The organism is Mesorhizobium sp. GW821-FHT07A06, assembly GCF_059419085.1.
Genome location: NZ_JBWKRC010000008.1, coordinates 43,358 through 60,407, shown reverse-complemented (window position 1 = coordinate 60,407; position 17,050 = coordinate 43,358). Strand labels below are relative to the sequence as shown.

Here is a 17,050-nt window from a genome sequence, read left to right as displayed (position 1 = left end):
GTTGCCCTCTCCCTCGAGGGGAGGGTCGGTTGAGGCCCGCGTGACGTGCGCCGACCTCAACTCTGACGATGCGCTCTGGGAGGAGTACCATATCCACATGACCAACCCCGCCGAAATTCTTGGCCTTCCCAAGCCCGCCTGGGCGGCGGACGAGGTCGGCATGCTCTATGACATGGCAACCCGCTTCATGGCGGAGGAGATCGCGCCGCGCTACGACGAGTTCGAGAAGAACGAGATGGTCGATCGCGAGAGCTGGCTGAAGGCCGGTGCCGCCGGCCTGCTCTGCGCCTCGATGCCGGAGGAATATGGCGGCTCCGGCGGCACCTTCGCGCATGAGAGCGCCATCATCGAGGCGATCGGCCATGTCGGCGTCGACGGTTTCGGCATCGGCCTGCACAATTCGATCGTCGCGCCCTACATCCTTCACTACGGCTCCGAGGAGCAGAAGAAGAAGTGGCTGCCGAAGCTCGCGACCGGCGAGCTGATCGGCGCCATCGCCATGACCGAACCAGGCGCCGGCTCCGACCTGCAGGGCGTCAAGACGCGGGCCGAGAAAGACGGCAACCAGTACCGGATCAACGGCTCCAAGACCTTCATTACCAACGGCCAGCTCGCCAACTTCATCATCGTCGTCACCAAGACCGATCCGGAAAAGGGCGCCAAGGGCACCTCGCTGATCGTCGTCGAGACCGACGAGGTCGACGGTTTCGAGCGCGGCCGCAACCTCGACAAGATCGGTCTAAAGGCCAACGACACGTCGGAACTGTTCTTCAACGACGTGCGCGTGCCGACCGCCAATCTGCTTGGCCACGAGGAAGGGCAGGGCTTCATCCAGCTGATGCAGCAGCTGCCGCAGGAGCGGTTGCAGATCGGCACCGGCGCCATCGCCATGATCGAGCGGGCGCTGGCGCTGACCATCGATTACGTGAAGGAACGCAAGGCCTTCGGCAAGGCGATCATCGACTTCCAGAACACCCAGTTCAAGCTGGCCGAGCTCAAGACCGAGGCCACCATCGGCCGCGTCTTCTACAATGATTGCGTCACCCGCCACATCAATGGCGGCCTCGATCCGGTGACGGCCTCGATGGCCAAATACTGGCTCTCCGACCTGCAGGGAAAAGTCGTCGACGAATGCCTTCAATTGCATGGCGGCTATGGCTACATGAATGAATATCCGATCGCCCGCATGTTCCGCGACGCTCGCGTCCAGCGCATTTACGGCGGCACCAACGAGATCATGAAATTGCTGATCGGACGCTCTCTCTGAGAGTGGCGGCCGGCAAACCCAAGGAGCAAGGAAATGGCTGAGGCTTACGTCTACGACGCCGTGCGCACGCCGCGCGGCAAGGGCAAGAAGGACGGATCGCTGCACGAAGTGCCGGCGGTGCGGCTTGCCGCCAAGACGCTCGAGGCATTGCGCGACCGCAATGGGCTCGACACCGGTACAGTCGACGACATCATCTTCGGCTGCGTCGATCCGGTCGGCGAGGCGGGTTCGGTCATTCCGCGCGCCGCCGCCTTCGAGGCCGGCTACGACACCAAGGCACCTGGCATGCAAATCTCGCGCTTCTGCGCCTCGGGTCTCGACGCCATCAATTTCGGCGCCGCCAAGATCGCGCAGGGCGCCGATGAGATCGTCATCGCCGGTGGCGTCGAATCCATGTCGCGCGTCGGCATGGGCGCCTCGGGTGGCGCCTGGTTCATGGATCCCTCGGTCGGCCTGCCCGGCTGGTTCGTGCCGCAAGGCATTTCGGCCGACCTGATCGCCACCAAATACGGCTTTTCCCGCGACGATGTCGACGCCTATGCGGTCGAGAGCCAGAAGCGCGCCGCAAAATCCTGGGCGGATGGCCGCTTCAAGAATTCGGTCATTCCGATCAAGGACCAGAACGGCCTGACGATCCTCGACCATGACGAGCATATGCGGCCTTCGACCGACATGCAGTCGCTCGCCTCGCTCAACCCGTCCTTCGTCATGCCGGGCGAAATGGGCGGCTTCGACGCGGTTGCCGTCCAGAAGCATCCCGAGGTGGAAGAGGTCAACCACGTCCACCATGCCGGCAACTCGTCGGGCATCGTCGATGGCGCCGCCGCCGTGCTGCTCGGTTCCAAGAAGGCCGGCAAGGCGATGGGCATCAAGCCGCGCGCGCGCATCCGCGCCTTCGCCAATATCGGTTCGGAGCCGGTGCTGATGCTGACCGGTCCGGTCGACGTCACCGAGAAGCTGTTGAAGCGCGCCAAGATGAAGCTGTCCGACATCGATCTGTTCGAGCTCAACGAGGCCTTCGCCTCGGTGGTGTTGCGCTACATGCAGGCCTTCGACATCCCGCACGACAGGATCAACGTCAATGGCGGCGCCATCGCCATGGGCCACCCGCTCGGCGCCACCGGCGCGATGATCTTCGGCACGGTGCTGGACGAACTCGAGCGCCGCGACCTCAACACCGCGCTGGTGACGCTCTGCATCGGCGCCGGCATGGGCACCGCAACGATCATCGAACGCGTCTGACGGGGAGAGAACAATGAGCTACATCAATTTCACCCTCGACACCGACGCTGACGGCATTGCGCTCGTCACCTGGAACATGCCCGACCGCTCGATGAACGTGTTCACCGAGGAGGTGATGGGCGAGTTGGACAAGATCATCGACCAGGTGGTGGCCGATGCCGGCATCAAGGGTGCGGTGATCACCTCGGGCAAGGACAGCTTCTCCGGCGGCGCCGATCTCACCATGCTCCAGAAGATGCTGGCGGTCTTTGCCATGGAGAAAGACAAGGATCCGGAGAAGGCGGCAAAGCTGCTGTTCGACAATGCCGGCCGCATGGGCGGCCTGTGGCGCAAGCTCGAAACGTCCGGCAAGCCTTGGGTGTCGGCGATCAACGGCACCTGCATGGGCGGTGCCTTCGAACTGTCGCTGGCCTGCCACGGCCGCGTCGCGGCTGACTCGGACAAGGTCAAGATGGCCCTGCCGGAAGTCAAGGTCGGTATCTTCCCCGGCGCCGGCGGCACCCAGCGCGTGCCGCGGCTGACCGATCAGCAGCAGGCGCTGCAGATGCTGACCTCGGGCCAGAACCTGTCGCCGCAGAAGGCCAAGGCCATGGGCCTTATCCACGAGATAGCCGAGCCAGCCAAGCTGATCGAGACGGCAAAGGCCATGATCAAGAACGGCCTGAAGGCCGTCCAGCCCTGGGACGAGAAGGGCTTCAGGCTGCCCGGCGGCCAGATCTATTCGCCGGCCGGCTTCAATCTCTGGCCGCCGGCCATCGCCATCCTGCGTCGGGAGACCTATGGAAATTACCCGGCCGCCGCCGCCATCCTGAAATGCGTCTATGAAGGCCTGCTGGTGCCGTTCGACACCGCGCTCAGGATCGAGCAGCGCTATTTCACCGAGATCATGCGGACCAGGGAAGCGGCGGCGATGATCCGCTCGCTGTTCGTATCGCTGCAGGAATTGAACAAGGGCGCGCGCCGCCCGGCCGGCGTGCCGGAAACCAAATTCAAGAAGATCGGCATTCTCGGCGCCGGTTTCATGGGCGCCGGCATCGCTTATGTCACGGCCAAGGCCGGTATCCCGGTGGTGCTGCTCGACCGGGACCCGGAGTCAGCGCAGAAAGGCAAGGCGCATTCCGAAAAGTTGCTGTCGGAAAAACTGCGAAAAGCGGGCTCTGGGGGCGGCCACGGCGGCCCATCAGAGGAACAGGCCAAGCGGGCCGAGGCAGCGCGCCAAGCAGTTCAGCTTGAAAACGACAAGGTTCTCTCGCTGATCACGCCGACCGCCGACTATGCCGATCTGGCCGGCTGCGACCTCGTCGTCGAGGCGGTGTTCGAGGATTCAAACGTCAAGAAGGAAGCCACCGAGAAAGCCGAAGCGGTGCTGAAGTCTTCGGCGATCTTCGCGTCCAACACCTCGACGATTCCGATCACGGGGCTGGCGAAGAATTCGACGCGGCCGAAGAATTTCATCGGCATCCACTTCTTCTCGCCGGTCGACAAGATGATGCTGGTCGAGATCATCCTCGGCAAGAAGACCGGCGACAAGGCTTTGGCTGTCGCCTTCGACTTCGTGCGCGCCATCAAGAAGACGCCGATCGTCGTCAACGACACGCGCGGCTTCTACGTCAACCGCTGCGTGCTGCGCTACATGTCGGAAGCCTACAAAATGCTGATCGAAGGTGTTCCGGCGCCGATGATCGAGAATGCGGCAAAGGCCGCCGGCATGCCGGTCGGGCCGCTTGCACTGACCGACGAGACGGCCGTCGACCTTGCCCAGAAGATCATGAAGCAGACCATCAGGGATCTCGGCGACAAGGCCGTCGACCCCAGGCAGATGGCGCTGATCAACACCATGGTCGACGACCATGGCCGTTTCGGCCGCAAGAATGGCAAGGGCTTTTATGACTATCCGGCCAAGCCCGCCAAGAAGAAGCTGTGGCCGGGGTTGAAGGACCTCTATCCGCAGCTAGAGCCCGAGACAGTCGATTACGAGGAACTCCAGCAGCGGTTGCTCGTCACCATCGCCCTGGAGGCGGCACGGGTGATGGAAGAGGGCATCGTCACCGATCCGCGCGAGGCCGATGTTGGGTCGATCCTGGCCTTCGGCTTCGCGCCCTATACCGGCGGTGCGCTGTCCTATATCGACGGCATCGGCGCCAAGCGCTTCGTCAAGATCGCCAAGGGGCTGCAGAAGAAATACGGCGCCGAATTCAAGGCGCCCAGGCTTCTCATTGACATGGCCGAGAAGGGCGAGACCTTCTACGAACGCTTCGACCCCTATGCCAAGGGTGACGTGAAGCAAGCCGCCTGACGCATGGGTAGAGTCGAAAGTGTTACAGCGTCCTTTGCGCGTCCAACAGGACGCGCGGCGCTGTAATGTATGTCTGGGCGCGTATGGCGCGCATGCTGGCCACGGCGCGAAGCCGTGGCCCCTATGTGATGGGCGGTGAAAGCCGGCTGGCTTTTCGCTGCCTGCCGACCGACATCGATTTCAACATCCATCTCAACAATGCGCGCTACATGATGCTGGCCGATCTCGGCCGCATTGACCTCTTTGTCCGCGCCGGGCTGATCACGCTGGCGCGAAAGAATGGCTGGGCGCCGATGATGGGCGGGCTGCAGGCGGTCTACGCACGCGAGATCCGGCTGTGGCGCCGGTTCGAAGTGGTGTCGTCGATCGAAACCTGGGAAGGCAGCCAGGTCATCGGCAAGCACCGTTTCGTCCTCGACAATGGCGAGACGGCTGCTTTGATCCTGACGACCGCCGGCGTCTATGACCGCAAGGCTCGCCGCTTCCTCGACATTGCCGAGGTTGTTGCAGCCCTTGGTCGCACAGCCGATCCACGACAGCCAACGGAGGCGGAACGGATTTTCATGGCTTCGCACCAGGGTTTGCGTAGCCTCGCCAAGGCGGCCAGTTGATCCCGGGAATCCCAATGTCCAGGGTCGACACGAATGTGTGTCGGGTGAGCGGTGCTGGTGGACAAAGCGGCCTTCGCGGACTAGAACGAACAGGCATTTTTTCCTGTTTCGAAGGAGAGCACGACATGCTCTCGCACGACCGCGTCTGGGCCGCCATCGATGCTCTCGCCGAGCGCTATTCGCTGTCGGCTTCAGGTCTGGCAAGGCGCGCGGGGCTCGATTCGACTGCTTTCAACAAATCGAAACGCCTGTCGTCCGACGGCCGGCCACGCTGGCCTTCGACCGAATCGCTGGCCAAGATCATCGAGGCGACGGGTGCTTCACTCGACGAATTCACCGGGCTTATCGAAGGCCGCATGGGCGCCGCGCCCGCCTACCGGCGATCGGTGCCCTTGCTTGGCTTTGCCCAGGCCGGCGCCGGCGGTTTTTTCGACGATGCCGGTTTTCCTGCAGGGCAGGGCTGGGATCTGGTCGAACTGCCGGCGCAGTCGACCGAAAGCTCCTATGCGCTGCAGGTGCAAGGCGACTCCATGCTGCCGCTCTACCGCAATGGCGACGTCCTCATCGTCGAGCCGGGCGCGGCCACCCGCAAGGGTGATCGCGTCGTCGTCAAGACCACGTCAGGCGAGGTGATGGCAAAGGTGCTCGAGCGCCAGACCGTCAAGTCGATCGCGCTGGTCTCCCTCAATCCCGATCATCCCGACCGCGACATTCCCATGCGCGATGTCGAATGGGTGGCGCGGATTGTCTGGGCGAGTCAGTAGGTCCGAGCTGGTGCGGCTTCCTCATCTTGCCCTGGCGGTTGTGATGGTTCCGGTGATGGCGGCCCTGGTCGTCGCCGGCGGCCGTACGCTGAAAGGAAGCGAAAGCACCGTCGCGGTGGACCAGATCGATCCTGGCGTTGATACGATCTCTCAGGCAGGCACCGATGCCGGGCCGGAAGAGCCGGCCACGTCAGCCATTCCAGCGCCTGCCGCTCCGCCACCGGCAAAGCCGGCGGTGCATTCGCGGGCGATTGATCCGGAGGTCGTCGCGCCGCCGGACCTGCCCGCCGGAGAAATCGAGCGGATCGAGCCGCGCGAACCGCTGAGCAAGCTGGCGCTGGCCATGCCGCCAAAGCCGAAGATGCCCGACGACTGGAACGGCACGAAGCTGTTCCAGCCGGTCGCGCCGGCCGCCGGCCTTATCGAGGCGAAAGGCTATTCCGTCGCGGTTTCCGGCATCGATGTCGTCGCGCAGGACGAGGCCTGCACCACGGACGGCAAATCCTGGCCGTGCGGCATTCGCGCGCGCAGCGCCTTCAGGGCCTTTCTGCGCGGCCGCGCGGTGATTTGCACGGTCCCGCCTGAAGGCGGCCGCGACCGGATCGCGGCCGAATGCCGGATCGGCAAGCAGGACGTCGGCCAGTGGCTGGTCGAAAACGGCTGGGCGCGTGCCGCCAAGGGCGGGCCCTATGTCGAGGCCGGCGAAAAGGCGCAAAGCGGCAAGAAGGGCATTTTCGGGCCGGCGCCGGATCTTGCCGGCATCTCGGCGATGCCCGCCGCGCCCGCCCCGGCGCCTCAGGCGCCGGGCTCGATCCTGGAAGAGGGCTCGATCCTGAAAGAGGAGGGCGGCGCCCTCAAGCCAGTTGACCAGCCAGCGCCTGCTGAATGAGCGCACGGGTCTCGGCGACGCCGTAGAGCGCGGCGAACGATCCGAAGCGCGGGCCGCGCTCCTGCCCGATGAGCACCTGGTAGATCATCTGGAAGAAGGCGCCAGAAACGCCTGGGCCGCCTTCCGGGCTCTGCTTGGAATGATCCTGATAGCGTTCGATCTTGCGCGCCACGTTGAGTGAAGCGTTCTGGATCGCTTCGCCGCTGGCATCCGTCGGCAGCGTGCCAAGCGCCGCGTCCAGCGCCTGCAGCGCCTCGCGCTCGACATCGTCGGCGGCGCGGAACGTTTTCGTCGGCTTTACGAAGTCGTCGAAATAGCGGATCGCATAGCCCGTCAGCCTGTCGAGTTCGGGATGGGTGGCCGGCGTCACGCCGGCGGCGTGGCGTGAGATGAAGCCCCACAGCACATCCTTGTTCTGCGCATTGGAAGCGCTGACCAGATTGAGCAGCAGCGAGAACGGCACCGGCATGTCGATGGCCGGCGGATTGCCGTCATGCATATGCCAGACCGGGTTGCCCAGCCCCTCCTTCCAGTCCTGCCGTGGGTAGGCGGCAAGGAAGGTGTAATATTCATCCACGGCCCGTGGGATGACGTCGAAATAGAGCTTCTTGGCCTGCCGCGGCCGTTGATACATGTAGAGCCCGAGGCTCTCGGTCGGCGCGTAGGTCAGCCATTCGTCGATGGTCAGGCCGTTGCCCTTCGACTTCGAGATCTTCTGGCCGTTCTCGTCCAGGAACAGTTCGTATACGAAATGCTCCGGCGCGCGTCCGCCCAGGATGTCGCAGATGCGGTCATAAACGACCGCGTTGGTCTGGTGGTCCTTGCCGAACATTTCGAAATCGACGCCCAGCGCCGCCCAGCGCATGCCGAAATCCGGCTTCCATTGCAGCTTCACCCGGCCGCCGGTGATCGAAAGCGTGGTCTCGGTGCCTTCGTCGTCGAAGGTGATGGTGCCGGCCTTGGCATCGACATGCTTCATCGGCACGTAAAGCACGCGGCCGCTCTTCGGAGAAATCGGCAGGAACGGGCTGTAGGTCGCCTGCCGCTCCGGTCCGAGCGTCGGCAGCATCACTGCCATGATCTTGTCGTAGCGCTCGGCGGCGCGAAGCAGCATCGCGTCGAAACGGCCGGACTTGTAGTACTGCGTCGCACTGGCGAATTCGTAGTCGAAGCCGAACGTGTCCAGGAAGCGGCAGAGCATCGCGTTGTTGTGGTCGGCGAAGCTCGCATAGTCGCCGCCGAACGGATTGGGAACCGAAGAGAGCGGCTTGTGCAGATGCGGCTCAAGCGCTGCGCGGTCCGGCACGTTATCGGGTATCTTGCGCATGCCATCCATGTCGTCGGAAAAGCACAGCAGCTTCGTGGCGACCTTGTCTTGCGTCAGCACACGGAACGCATGGCGCACCATCGAGGTGCGCGCCACCTCGCCGAACGTGCCGATATGCGGCAGGCCGGACGGGCCATATCCGGTCTCGAACAGGACCGTTTCGGGAAAGTCGGCGCCTTTGTAGCGCTCGATGATCTTTTTGGCCTCCTCGAACGGCCACGCCTTGCTCTCGGCGGCGGCCGCCAGCAGTTCGGGGTTGAGATCGAGGATGTTTGATCCCGCCATGGTGCTGTTTCCAAATTATTCGCCGGCCAGACTATTTTCGCTGGTTTGGCCGCGGTGTCGATTTTCAACCGGTCTCTAGGCGCGCGGGGCCGGAGCGTCAACGATTGCGGCGCTTTTTCCTTGCGGCCTCCGAGCGCCGTTCCTACCTTCGAAGCCCGTTCAAGGAGTACCGAATGCCATCGCCGACGCCGCATGAAGCCCTGATCTACCTGATGGTCATCACCTCGGCCTCCGATCGGGACATGACCGATGTCGAACTGGCCCGGATCGGCGATGTTGTCCGCTCATGGCCGGTGTTCGAGGATTTCAAGCAGGATAGGCTGGTTCCCGTCGCCCAGGCTTGCCAGAAGCTGCTGCATGAAAAGGACGGCCTGGAGGGTGTCCTGGCACAAGTCGCCGAAGCCCTGCCGGAGCGCCTGCGCGACACCGCCTATGCCGCTGCCTTCGAAGTGGCCGCCGTCGATCTCGAAATGCGCATGGAGGAAGTGCGCGTGCTGCAGTTGATCCGCCGGCAGCTCGATCTCGACACACTGACCGTCGCCGCCATCGGCCGCGCGGCCAAGGCGCGGCTGCGCACTCTGACCTGACTGCGTTACGGGCGGATCAGAAAACCGGAACCGGATCGGAAAAAACTGACCGGGACCGGATCAGAAAAAACTGACCGGGAAATAGCGCAGGTAGAATTCGGCGAAGGTACCTTTCATCGAAATCTCCTGCAGCGCGTAGTCGATCGCGGCGGCCAGGGCCGGATTGTCCGCCCGTGTGGCGATGGCCATGCCCGTGCCCAGATATTCTGGCGCCAGATAGGGACCGCCGGCAAAGCGGCAGCAGCCTGCGGCGTCCGAGCCGCCCAGCCAGAAGGCGAAGCGCATGCCGTCGCCAAAGGCCGCATCGATCTTGCCCGCCTTGAGGTCGGCGTAAAGGGCTTCCGGTCCGTCGAAGGAGACGATCTGGACCGTGTTGAAATAGTCGCGCAGCATGCGCTCATGCGCCGAGCCGGCGATCACGCCAACGCGCTTGCCGTGCAATTTGTCGAAGACCGGTTCCGTCAACGCCTTGCCCTTCGGCATGATGAAACGCGCCGGAAACTGCAGATAGGAGCGTGAGAAGGCATATGTCTGGCGTGCCTGTGGCGTTGCGGCGATGCCGGCGATGATGGCTTCGCCCTCGCCTTTCTCAAGCGCCCCTTCGAGCTCGGCCCAGGGCAATGCCTGGATCTGGCATTTGTCGATGATGCCGAGTTCGGCGCAGATGGCGCGTGCCAGGTCGATGTGGAAACCGGACAGCTTTCCCGAGCCGTCGAGGAAATTGAAGGGTGGAAAATCCGTGGTCGTCAGGAACCGCAGCCTTGGCAGGGCCGAAAGATCTGGCTTGGGCAACCGTTCCTTGGCGTCCCACAGCACCGGCACCTGCGGCTCCGCCGCGCGCGCGCCAGAAGCCGCCGGCAGTGCCGCCATCAGCAGCGACGCCAGGACCAGGAACCGCCATTGGAACGCCACGATAGAACTCCGCCGCACTCGTTTTCGCACTGGTTTTGGTACGAAAATGATACAGGCACAATGGTTTTTGATTTCAACGCGCCGATTTCAGGATATGATTTAGCGCGTTTGCAAACAGCGGTGGCTGCCTTGGTTGGGGGACCAGGGTCGAGAACCACAACCGGAAAAGTGCGATTGCAATCCGTGGTCGGTGGCAAAGTGCAGGCAAGGCATGGACCATCGGTCTCAATGCATGAGGCAACATGGGGTTGATGTTGCGATGGGTCAATTCGATCGTACGCTGGAATACATAGACCAACTGCAGCACGCCGGAACGGCGGCGGTGGTTTGCGAGAAGCTGTTGGGCATAACGTCGGATTTCGGTCTGACCGCGCTTATGGCCGGAACCGTTCCGCAGCCGGGCACGCCGGCCGGGCAGCAAAAGCAGCATGTGCTGCTGTGCGACTGGCCTGTCGAATGGCTGGAGCGCTACGTGTCGCGCAATTATGTCGATCACGATCCCGTGGTCAGCCACATGAAACAACTGCAGGCGCCGTTCCAGTGGCGGGAAGCCGCCGAGGGCATTCGCTTCGACAAGAGCAGCGGCGAAGTGATGGGCGATGCCGGCGCCTTCAAGCTGCGCGACGGCTTGGCTTTCCCGCTGATCACACTCGACGGCCAGATCGTCATGGTGTCGCTGGGTGGCGAGGCCGTGCAGCTGTCGGCGGAAGAGTTCGGCCTGGTGTCGCTGGTCTCCACCTATGCCGTTGGCCGCGCCATGCAGCTCCACACCATGGCGGCCAAGACCATCGACCATATCGAGTTGACTCCGCGCGAGCGCGAATGCCTGCAATGGGCGGCTGTCGGCAAGTCCGAATGGGAGATTTCGCAAATCCTCGGCATCTCGGAGCACACCTCGGAGAAACATCTTCTTAACGCCAAAAGCAAACTCGGTGCCGTCAACCGGGTTCAGGCTGTCGCCGAAGCGATAAGGCGCGGCTACATTAGTTAGGTCGGCCGTGCCGACCTAGAAATTCTTGCCTACGTGATCACGCAATTTTCTCACTGAAGCACGGCCGTATCTTCCTCTTAAACCCAGGAGACGACGGCATGCTTTTTTGTCTTACAACTCAGGAATTGATGGAACGTCCCGACCTTTGGGAGGCCGCCCATCGGCTGCGCTATCAGATATTTGTCGAAGAAATGGGGTGGGAGGACCTGCGGCGCCCGGACGGATTCGAGGTCGACCAGTTCGACCATGACGAGGCGGTGCATCAGATCGTCATCAGAGGCAACGAAATCGCAGGCTATCAAAGGATGTTGCCGACCACGCGGCCCCATCTGCTGACCGAAGTCCTGACCGACCTTTCCGAGGGAACGCCGCCATCGGGCCCAAACATCTGGGAATTGACCCGCTATGCGGTGGCTCCAGGCTTCCGCGATGGCCGTCGCGGCGTTTCGACGGTCGGCACCGAATTGATCGCCGGCTTCGTCGAGTGGGGGCTGAAGCGCGGCGTCGACAAGGTGATCATCGAGTTCGAGCCGATGTGGGTATTGCGCGCCTTGCAACTGCATTTCCTGGCGACGCCGCTAGGCTACCAGCGCACCTACGGAAATCAGCAGGTCGTGGCGACACTGCTCTCCTTCACCGAGCACACGCTGGATGTGGTGCGTTCGCGCCGCAATCATCATGCTCCCGTTCTGGCCAGGGGATATCCAGACATGTTCGGCCAAAGGAGGGCGTCATGAGATCGGAGATGGCCATGCACCCGCAACCGGAACTGCGCAACCACACGCTCATCGTCACCGTGTCGTCGAATGACGGCCGGCCGGTGCTCGACAGAAGGGCCTATGAAAGCCTTGCCAGGACGTTCCACGAAGCCGCCGACAATGATGAGGTTCGTGTCGTCGTGCTGCGTGGCCTGGCGGGCTGTTTCTGCCTCGGTGGCGACTTCTCCGAATTCCTCGACGCCACCAAGCATCAGAAGCTCATCGCCGCCGTCACCGACATGTTCCGCACGCTGGCGACGTTCCCGAAGCCTATCCTCGCCTGCGTCGACGGCGATGCCGTCGGCGTCGGCTGCACGATCCTGTTCCATTGCGACATGGTGATCGCCTCCAATGAAAGCACGTTCCGGGTGCCGTTCGTCGATTTCGGCCTTGTGCCGGACGCGGCGACCAGCATCCTGGCGCCGCAGAAGCTCGGCTATGCCGGCGCCTTCCGCTTCTTTTGCCTCGGCGACACGCTCCACGCCGAGGATGCCAGGGCGCTCGGTCTCGTCGCCGAGATCGTGCATGACGGCGTGGAGGAGGCGACGCTCGGACGGGCCAGGCAGCTGGCCAAGAAGCCGGTCGCTGCCCTTCTGCAGACCCGTGGGCTGCTCAAGGGGAACACCGGCGCGCTGTGCGATCGCATCGACCAGGAGATATCGCTGTTCCAGCAGGCATTGCAGGACGACACCACGCTGCGGCGCCTGCAGCGCATTGCAAGGCTGGCGGCCTGAGGATCGCGAAGAATGCCGTGCCGCGTGGAGGCCACGCGGCACGGCGAATTCAGCCCTCCTTGCCCAGGAATGACGGTCCTTCGCCGATGATCTTCTTGTCTTCCTTGCCGATGATATCGAGATCGCGCCCCTCATAGGGCAGCGACAACAGGATGCGCCGCATCACCGCCAGCCGCGCGCGGCGCTTGTCGTTGGCCCGCACGATGATCCATGGCGCGAACGCCTTGTGGGTCCGCTCGAACATGGTGTCGCGCATCTTGGTGTAATCATCCCATTTGGTGATGCCGGCGACATCGATCGGCGAGAACTTCCAGCTCTTCAGCGGACTGTAGCGACGGTCATGAAAACGCTCGAGCTGCGTTTCCCGGCCGATGTTCAGCCAGAACTTGAAGAAATGGATATCGTCATTGACGATCATCCGTTCGAAATGGGGCGTCTCGTCGAGAAACTTCTCGTGCTGTTCGGGCGTGCAGAAGCCCATCACCGGCTCAACGCCGGCGCGGTTGTACCAGGAGCGGTCGAAAGTGACGAACTCGCCCGATGTCGGGAAGTGGTCGACATAGCGCTGGTAGTACCATTGTCCCAGCTCGGGCTGGGTCGGCTTGGTCAGCGCCACGTTGCGTGCCGTGCGCGGGTTGAGATACTGATGCACCACGAAGATCGTGCCGCCCTTGCCGGCGGCGTCACGGCCCTCGAACAGGGCCATCACCCGCTTGCCGGTCGCCTGCAGCCATGCCTGCGCCTTGACGAGCTCGATCTGCAACTTTTCGAGCGTCTCGTCATACTCGTCGCTTTTCATCTTCTTGTCGTAGGGGTAGCCTCCCGCGGTCAGCTTTTTGGCCTCGACCCACTCCGGAAGCTCGGGATTCTCGATGTCGAATTCCCGTTCCTTGCCGTCGATCCTGATCTTCAGCGGACCCGAAGCCGGCGCGGCGGAACTTTCCTTGGCATTTTTCATGCTGACGAACCCTTTCCAGCTTTCGGACTCATGCTATTGGGAGCCACTACAGACCGCGCGTCCGTCTGGACGCGCAAACGACGCTGCAGGACTTTTGATTTTGCGCATGATCCTTTCCGAGAATCGATTCCCGATTTACGGGATCATGCGCGGAGCGGTCCAGCGGAAGTTTCCGCTGCCGCACGACCGATGGGGCGCGGGCGCGCGAGCGAATGACTGATCTGGACGCAGGGCAGAAGGGCATGGCGCAAATCCTGGCCGCCCGGCTGTGGAACAGCCGCTGGCTGCTTGCTGCCGGTGTCGCCGCGGTTCTGATCGCTTTTGCCTTCGCGGGCGTGTCCGCCTACGCGCTGGTACCGGCGCTGCTCCTGTTGCTTGCGGCGGCGATGCTGCCGGCCGCGGGACTCGGCCAGTCCGCCGATGGTGCCGCCGCGATCGAGGCGATCGGCCTGCAGCGCCTGTCGGGCGAATATCTGGCGGCGGCCGTCGCCGACCCGCTCATCATCTTCGACCATGCCGCCACCATCGTGCATGCCAACGCCGCCGCGTTTGCCGCCTTTGGCGGGATCGCACCGGGCATATCGCTGCCGCTGAAATTCCGGGCGCCGGAAATGCAGACCCTGCTCGACAGCGTGTTGTCGGGTACTCTCGCCTCGGATGTCGTCGACTATACCGAGAAGCTGCCGGTCGAGCGGGCCTACCGGGTCAGCGCGTCCTCGGTCGGGCACGGCACCGATCTCTATGTGCTGGTGTTCAAGGATCAGAGCGAGACGCGGCGGATCGACCGCATGCGCGCCGACTTCATCGCCAATGCCAGCCACGAATTGCGCACTCCGCTGGCCTCGATCGCCGGTTTCATCGAGACGCTGCGCGGACCGGCCCGCAACGATCCGGCGGCGCGCGAGCAATTTCTGCAGATCATGCAGAACCAGACCGGCCGCATGGCGCGGCTGATCGATGATCTCCTGTCATTGTCCCGGCTTGAGATGAAGCCGTATCTGAAGCCCGGGACGGAGGTCGACCTGCGCCAGACCGTCGACAGCGTCATCGATTCGCTGGCCCCGCTTGCCCGCGAAAACAGCGTTGCCATCGAGCGTGATTTCGCCAAGGGGCCTCTCAATGTGCCGGGCGATCGCGACGAGTTGTTCCAGGTTTTCGAGAATCTCCTGGAAAACGCCTGCAAATACGGCCAGTCGGGCGGCCGTGTCCTGGTGTCGATCGCGCGCGGCGACCTCGATTCCGAACCCGGCATCGACGTGACGATCCGGGATTTCGGCCCCGGCATTCCCGAGGAACACATTCCTCGCATCACCGAGCGCTTCTATCGCATCGACGTCGAGACCAGCCGGACCCAGAAAGGCACCGGCCTCGGCCTGTCGATCGTCAAGCATATTCTGACGCGCCATAACGCCAGGCTGACGATCAAATCCGAGGTCGGCAAGGGCGCCGCCTTCTCGGTTCATTTGCCGACGCACTGATCTCGCCCTAGTTTTCCCCTGGACCGTTTCTTTTTTCTGTCATCCCGCTAGCGTATCAGCGGGGATTCGAGGAAACGACTCAAAGTAAAGAACCCGTGGGAAGGCATTTCATTCATGCAGTCCGTGCACATCATGAGCGCCTATGACGAGGAGCTGAAATATCTGTCGAAGCGCATCGCCGCTATGGGCGGCCATGCAGAGCGCATGGTCGAGCAGGCGGTCGCCGCTCTCGTCAATGCCGATCCGGGACTGGCCCAGAAAGTCATTCGCGATGACGCCGTGCTCGATGAAGGGCAGCGCGAGATCGACGACAAGGCGATCATCATCATCGCCAAACGCCAGCCGATGGCGACGGACCTGCGCGAGATCGTCGGCGCCATCCGCATCTCCGCCGATCTCGAACGGGTCGGCGACCTCGGCAAGAATGTCGCCAAGCGGGTGGTCGCCGTCACCGACGGCCGTCAGCCAACCAGCCTGTTTCGTGGCCTGGAGGCGCTGGCCAACCTGGCGCTGACGCAGCTCAAGGAAGTGCTCGACGTCTATGCCTCGCGCTCGGTCGACAAGATCGGCTTCGTGCGTGACCGCGACGACCAGATCGATGCCATGTACACGTCGCTGTTCCGTGAATTGCTGACCTACATGATGGAGGATCCGCGCAACATCACACCCTGCACGCATCTTCTGTTCTGCGCCAAAAACATCGAGCGCATCGGCGATCACGCCACCAACATCGCCGAAACCATCTATTACATCGTCACTGGCGACCAGATGCCGGCCGAGCGCCCGAAAGGCGACAAGACCGATAAGATAAGTCTTTCCGCGACGCTGACGGCGAAATGAACGCTCTTCCTCTCGAACGCTAGATCATATTGCGCTAAACTATCCTCGCGTTAAGCTTCTCAGGCCTTGATAAAGGTCCTGCCTTCAGGAGGCTGCGATGGAATATGTGCGAGAGTTCAAGCCTGCCATACCAACGTCAGGCATCATCGCCTCCAGTGTCTACACCGCCGGGCGGCGTATTGCCGATATTCCGATCGAGGAAGCCGGCGACTGGGCCAAGAAATCGGGACACGTCGTCTGGATCGGGCTGCTCGAACCGGACCGTGACCTTCTGCTGCGCGTCCAGGCACAATTCCATCTGCACGAACTGGCGATCGAGGATGCCGAGCATCCGCACCAGCGGCCGAAGCTCGAGCAATATGGTGACGCGCTGTTCATCGTCGCCCGCACCGCGCAGCTGATCGAAGGACGGGTGACCTTCGGCGAGACGCATCTGTTCGTTGGCTCGGGCTATATCGTCAGCGTCAGGCATGGCCCGTCGACCTCCTACGCCGCCGTTCGCCAGCATTGGGAAAGCTGCCCGCATTCATTGGCCAAGGGCGAGGATTTCGTCCTCTATGCCATTCTCGATTTCATCGTCGACAACTACATGCCCGTTCTCGAGCAGATCGAGGACGAGGTCGAGGCGATCGAAGACAAGGTCCTGCTGAAGCCGATGACCGGTCCCGACATCGAGCGGCTCTATATGCTGCGCCGCGATCTCCTGCGCCTGCGCAACGCGGCGCTGCCGCTGGTGGAAGTCTGCCGCCGGCTGACCAGCGCCGACCTGCCGCAAATCCATTCAGCCATGCACCCGCTGTTTCGCGACGTGACCGACCACATCCGCACTGTCCAGGAAAAGATCGACAGTTTGCGCGAGGTGCTGGCGTTCGCGTTCGAGGCAAGCCTGCTGGTCGGTCAGAGCCAGGAAACGGCGATCTCGAAGAAACTTGCCTCCTGGGCGGCCATTCTGGCCGTGCCGACGGCATTCGCCGGCATCTACGGCATGAACTTCACCGACATGCCGGAACTGAAGATGGAATATGGCTACCCGATGGTGCTGGCGACCATCGCGGCGATCTGCGCGGTTCTCTACTGGCGGTTTCGCAAGAATGGCTGGCTGTAAGGTAAG

The 17,050-nt window shown here is 62.8% G+C and carries 16 protein-coding genes; 13 read left to right on the top strand and 3 right to left on the bottom strand.

What is annotated here, in order from left to right; all coding sequences use genetic code 11:
• The first annotated feature begins 97 nt into the window (after positions 1-97).
• The 6 genes from AC07SZ_RS23785 (at position 98) to AC07SZ_RS23760 (ending at position 7,069) form a co-directional block, all read left to right on the top strand.
• On the top strand, positions 98-1,267 hold the full coding sequence (locus tag AC07SZ_RS23785; protein WP_081294920.1) for an acyl-CoA dehydrogenase family protein: 1,170 nt from the start codon (positions 98-100) through the stop codon (positions 1,265-1,267).
• 33 nt (positions 1,268-1,300) lie between these two features.
• Positions 1,301-2,509 carry an acetyl-CoA C-acetyltransferase gene (locus AC07SZ_RS23780; protein WP_494916127.1) on the top strand — a complete coding sequence of 403 codons (1,209 nt, stop codon included), beginning with the start codon at positions 1,301-1,303 and terminating at the stop codon, positions 2,507-2,509.
• Positions 2,510-2,522: 13 nt separating this feature from the next.
• Positions 2,523-4,805 (top strand): 3-hydroxyacyl-CoA dehydrogenase NAD-binding domain-containing protein, encoded by a 2,283-nt coding sequence (locus AC07SZ_RS23775; RefSeq protein ID WP_494916126.1) that lies wholly within the window; start codon positions 2,523-2,525, stop codon positions 4,803-4,805.
• A gap of 65 nt (positions 4,806-4,870) precedes the next feature.
• Positions 4,871-5,416 (top strand): thioesterase family protein, encoded by a 546-nt coding sequence (locus tag AC07SZ_RS23770; protein WP_494916124.1) that lies wholly within the window; start codon positions 4,871-4,873, stop codon positions 5,414-5,416.
• A 125-nt stretch (positions 5,417-5,541) separates the two neighbouring features.
• A complete protein-coding gene (locus AC07SZ_RS23765) occupies positions 5,542-6,180 on the top strand; it encodes a S24 family peptidase (protein WP_056570027.1) in 639 nt (212 codons plus the stop codon).
• Between the two features lie 10 nt (positions 6,181-6,190).
• Complete coding sequence (locus tag AC07SZ_RS23760; RefSeq protein WP_348626803.1) at positions 6,191-7,069, top strand: thermonuclease family protein; 879 nt, start codon at positions 6,191-6,193, stop codon at positions 7,067-7,069.
• Here the strand turns inward: AC07SZ_RS23760 and AC07SZ_RS23755 are convergent.
• Complete coding sequence (locus tag AC07SZ_RS23755) at positions 7,035-8,681, bottom strand: lysine--tRNA ligase (RefSeq protein WP_494916122.1); 1,647 nt, start codon at positions 8,679-8,681, stop codon at positions 7,035-7,037. The two genes, AC07SZ_RS23760 and AC07SZ_RS23755, sit on opposite strands and share 35 nt — an antisense overlap.
• A 173-nt stretch (positions 8,682-8,854) precedes the next feature.
• Between AC07SZ_RS23755 and AC07SZ_RS23750 the strand changes: the two genes are divergently transcribed.
• The gene (locus tag AC07SZ_RS23750; protein WP_056570030.1) at positions 8,855-9,268 is read left to right on the top strand and encodes a tellurite resistance TerB family protein; all 414 of its coding nucleotides are present in this window, start codon (positions 8,855-8,857) and stop codon (positions 9,266-9,268) included.
• A 60-nt stretch (positions 9,269-9,328) separates the two neighbouring features.
• Here the strand turns inward: AC07SZ_RS23750 and AC07SZ_RS23745 are convergent, their stop codons facing one another.
• The gene (locus tag AC07SZ_RS23745; protein WP_494916286.1) at positions 9,329-10,138 is read right to left on the bottom strand and encodes an ABC transporter substrate-binding protein; all 810 of its coding nucleotides are present in this window, start codon (positions 10,136-10,138) and stop codon (positions 9,329-9,331) included.
• A gap of 301 nt (positions 10,139-10,439) precedes the next feature.
• Here AC07SZ_RS23745 and AC07SZ_RS23740 point away from each other — a divergent pair, with 301 nt between their 5' ends.
• The 3 genes from AC07SZ_RS23740 (at position 10,440) to AC07SZ_RS23730 (ending at position 12,663) form a co-directional block, all read left to right on the top strand.
• Positions 10,440-11,171, top strand: a complete 732-nt coding sequence (locus AC07SZ_RS23740; protein WP_056570038.1) for a helix-turn-helix transcriptional regulator — start codon at positions 10,440-10,442, stop codon at positions 11,169-11,171.
• Positions 11,172-11,269: 98 nt separating this feature from the next.
• Positions 11,270-11,908, top strand: a complete 639-nt coding sequence (locus AC07SZ_RS23735) for an acyl-homoserine-lactone synthase (RefSeq protein WP_494916120.1) — start codon at positions 11,270-11,272, stop codon at positions 11,906-11,908.
• A gap of 8 nt (positions 11,909-11,916) precedes the next feature.
• Positions 11,917-12,663 (top strand): enoyl-CoA hydratase-related protein, encoded by a 747-nt coding sequence (locus AC07SZ_RS23730; RefSeq protein WP_081295035.1) that lies wholly within the window; start codon positions 11,917-11,919, stop codon positions 12,661-12,663.
• A 49-nt stretch (positions 12,664-12,712) separates the two neighbouring features.
• On the opposite strand, the gene ppk2 is transcribed toward AC07SZ_RS23730, so the two are convergent.
• Positions 12,713-13,621, bottom strand: a complete 909-nt coding sequence (ppk2, locus tag AC07SZ_RS23725; RefSeq protein ID WP_056570044.1) for a polyphosphate kinase 2 — start codon at positions 13,619-13,621, stop codon at positions 12,713-12,715.
• A 212-nt stretch (positions 13,622-13,833) separates the two neighbouring features.
• On the opposite strand from ppk2, the gene AC07SZ_RS23720 reads away from it, so the two are divergent.
• From AC07SZ_RS23720 to AC07SZ_RS23710, 3 genes are all read left to right on the top strand, one after another.
• Positions 13,834-15,099, top strand: a complete 1,266-nt coding sequence (locus tag AC07SZ_RS23720) for an ATP-binding protein (RefSeq protein WP_056570046.1) — start codon at positions 13,834-13,836, stop codon at positions 15,097-15,099.
• A 114-nt stretch (positions 15,100-15,213) separates the two neighbouring features.
• Entirely contained in the window at positions 15,214-15,939 is a 726-nt protein-coding gene (phoU, locus tag AC07SZ_RS23715; protein WP_172374926.1) for a phosphate signaling complex protein PhoU, read from the top strand.
• A gap of 97 nt (positions 15,940-16,036) precedes the next feature.
• Positions 16,037-17,044: a magnesium and cobalt transport protein CorA gene (locus AC07SZ_RS23710; RefSeq protein WP_172374924.1), complete on the top strand. Its 1,008-nt coding sequence runs from the start codon at positions 16,037-16,039 to the stop codon at positions 17,042-17,044.
• Positions 17,045-17,050: the final 6 nt, after the last annotated feature.

Coding starts and splice junctions, on each gene's coding strand:
- AC07SZ_RS23785 (WP_081294920.1), top strand. CDS start 98: ATGACCAACCCCGCCGAAATTCTTGGCCTTCCCAAGCCCGCCTGGGCG.
- AC07SZ_RS23780 (WP_494916127.1), top strand. CDS start 1,301: ATGGCTGAGGCTTACGTCTACGACGCCGTGCGCACGCCGCGCGGCAAG.
- AC07SZ_RS23775 (WP_494916126.1), top strand. CDS start 2,523: ATGAGCTACATCAATTTCACCCTCGACACCGACGCTGACGGCATTGCG.
- AC07SZ_RS23770 (WP_494916124.1), top strand. CDS start 4,871: ATGTATGTCTGGGCGCGTATGGCGCGCATGCTGGCCACGGCGCGAAGC.
- AC07SZ_RS23765 (WP_056570027.1), top strand. CDS start 5,542: ATGCTCTCGCACGACCGCGTCTGGGCCGCCATCGATGCTCTCGCCGAG.
- AC07SZ_RS23755 (WP_494916122.1), bottom strand. CDS start 8,681: ATGGCGGGATCAAACATCCTCGATCTCAACCCCGAACTGCTGGCGGCC.
- AC07SZ_RS23750 (WP_056570030.1), top strand. CDS start 8,855: ATGCCATCGCCGACGCCGCATGAAGCCCTGATCTACCTGATGGTCATC.
- AC07SZ_RS23745 (WP_494916286.1), bottom strand. CDS start 10,138: ATGGCGGCACTGCCGGCGGCTTCTGGCGCGCGCGCGGCGGAGCCGCAG.
- AC07SZ_RS23740 (WP_056570038.1), top strand. CDS start 10,440: ATGGGTCAATTCGATCGTACGCTGGAATACATAGACCAACTGCAGCAC.
- AC07SZ_RS23735 (WP_494916120.1), top strand. CDS start 11,270: ATGCTTTTTTGTCTTACAACTCAGGAATTGATGGAACGTCCCGACCTT.
- AC07SZ_RS23730 (WP_081295035.1), top strand. CDS start 11,917: ATGGCCATGCACCCGCAACCGGAACTGCGCAACCACACGCTCATCGTC.
- ppk2 (WP_056570044.1), bottom strand. CDS start 13,621: ATGAAAAATGCCAAGGAAAGTTCCGCCGCGCCGGCTTCGGGTCCGCTG.
- AC07SZ_RS23720 (WP_056570046.1), top strand. CDS start 13,834: ATGACTGATCTGGACGCAGGGCAGAAGGGCATGGCGCAAATCCTGGCC.
- phoU (WP_172374926.1), top strand. CDS start 15,214: ATGCAGTCCGTGCACATCATGAGCGCCTATGACGAGGAGCTGAAATAT.
- AC07SZ_RS23710 (WP_172374924.1), top strand. CDS start 16,037: ATGGAATATGTGCGAGAGTTCAAGCCTGCCATACCAACGTCAGGCATC.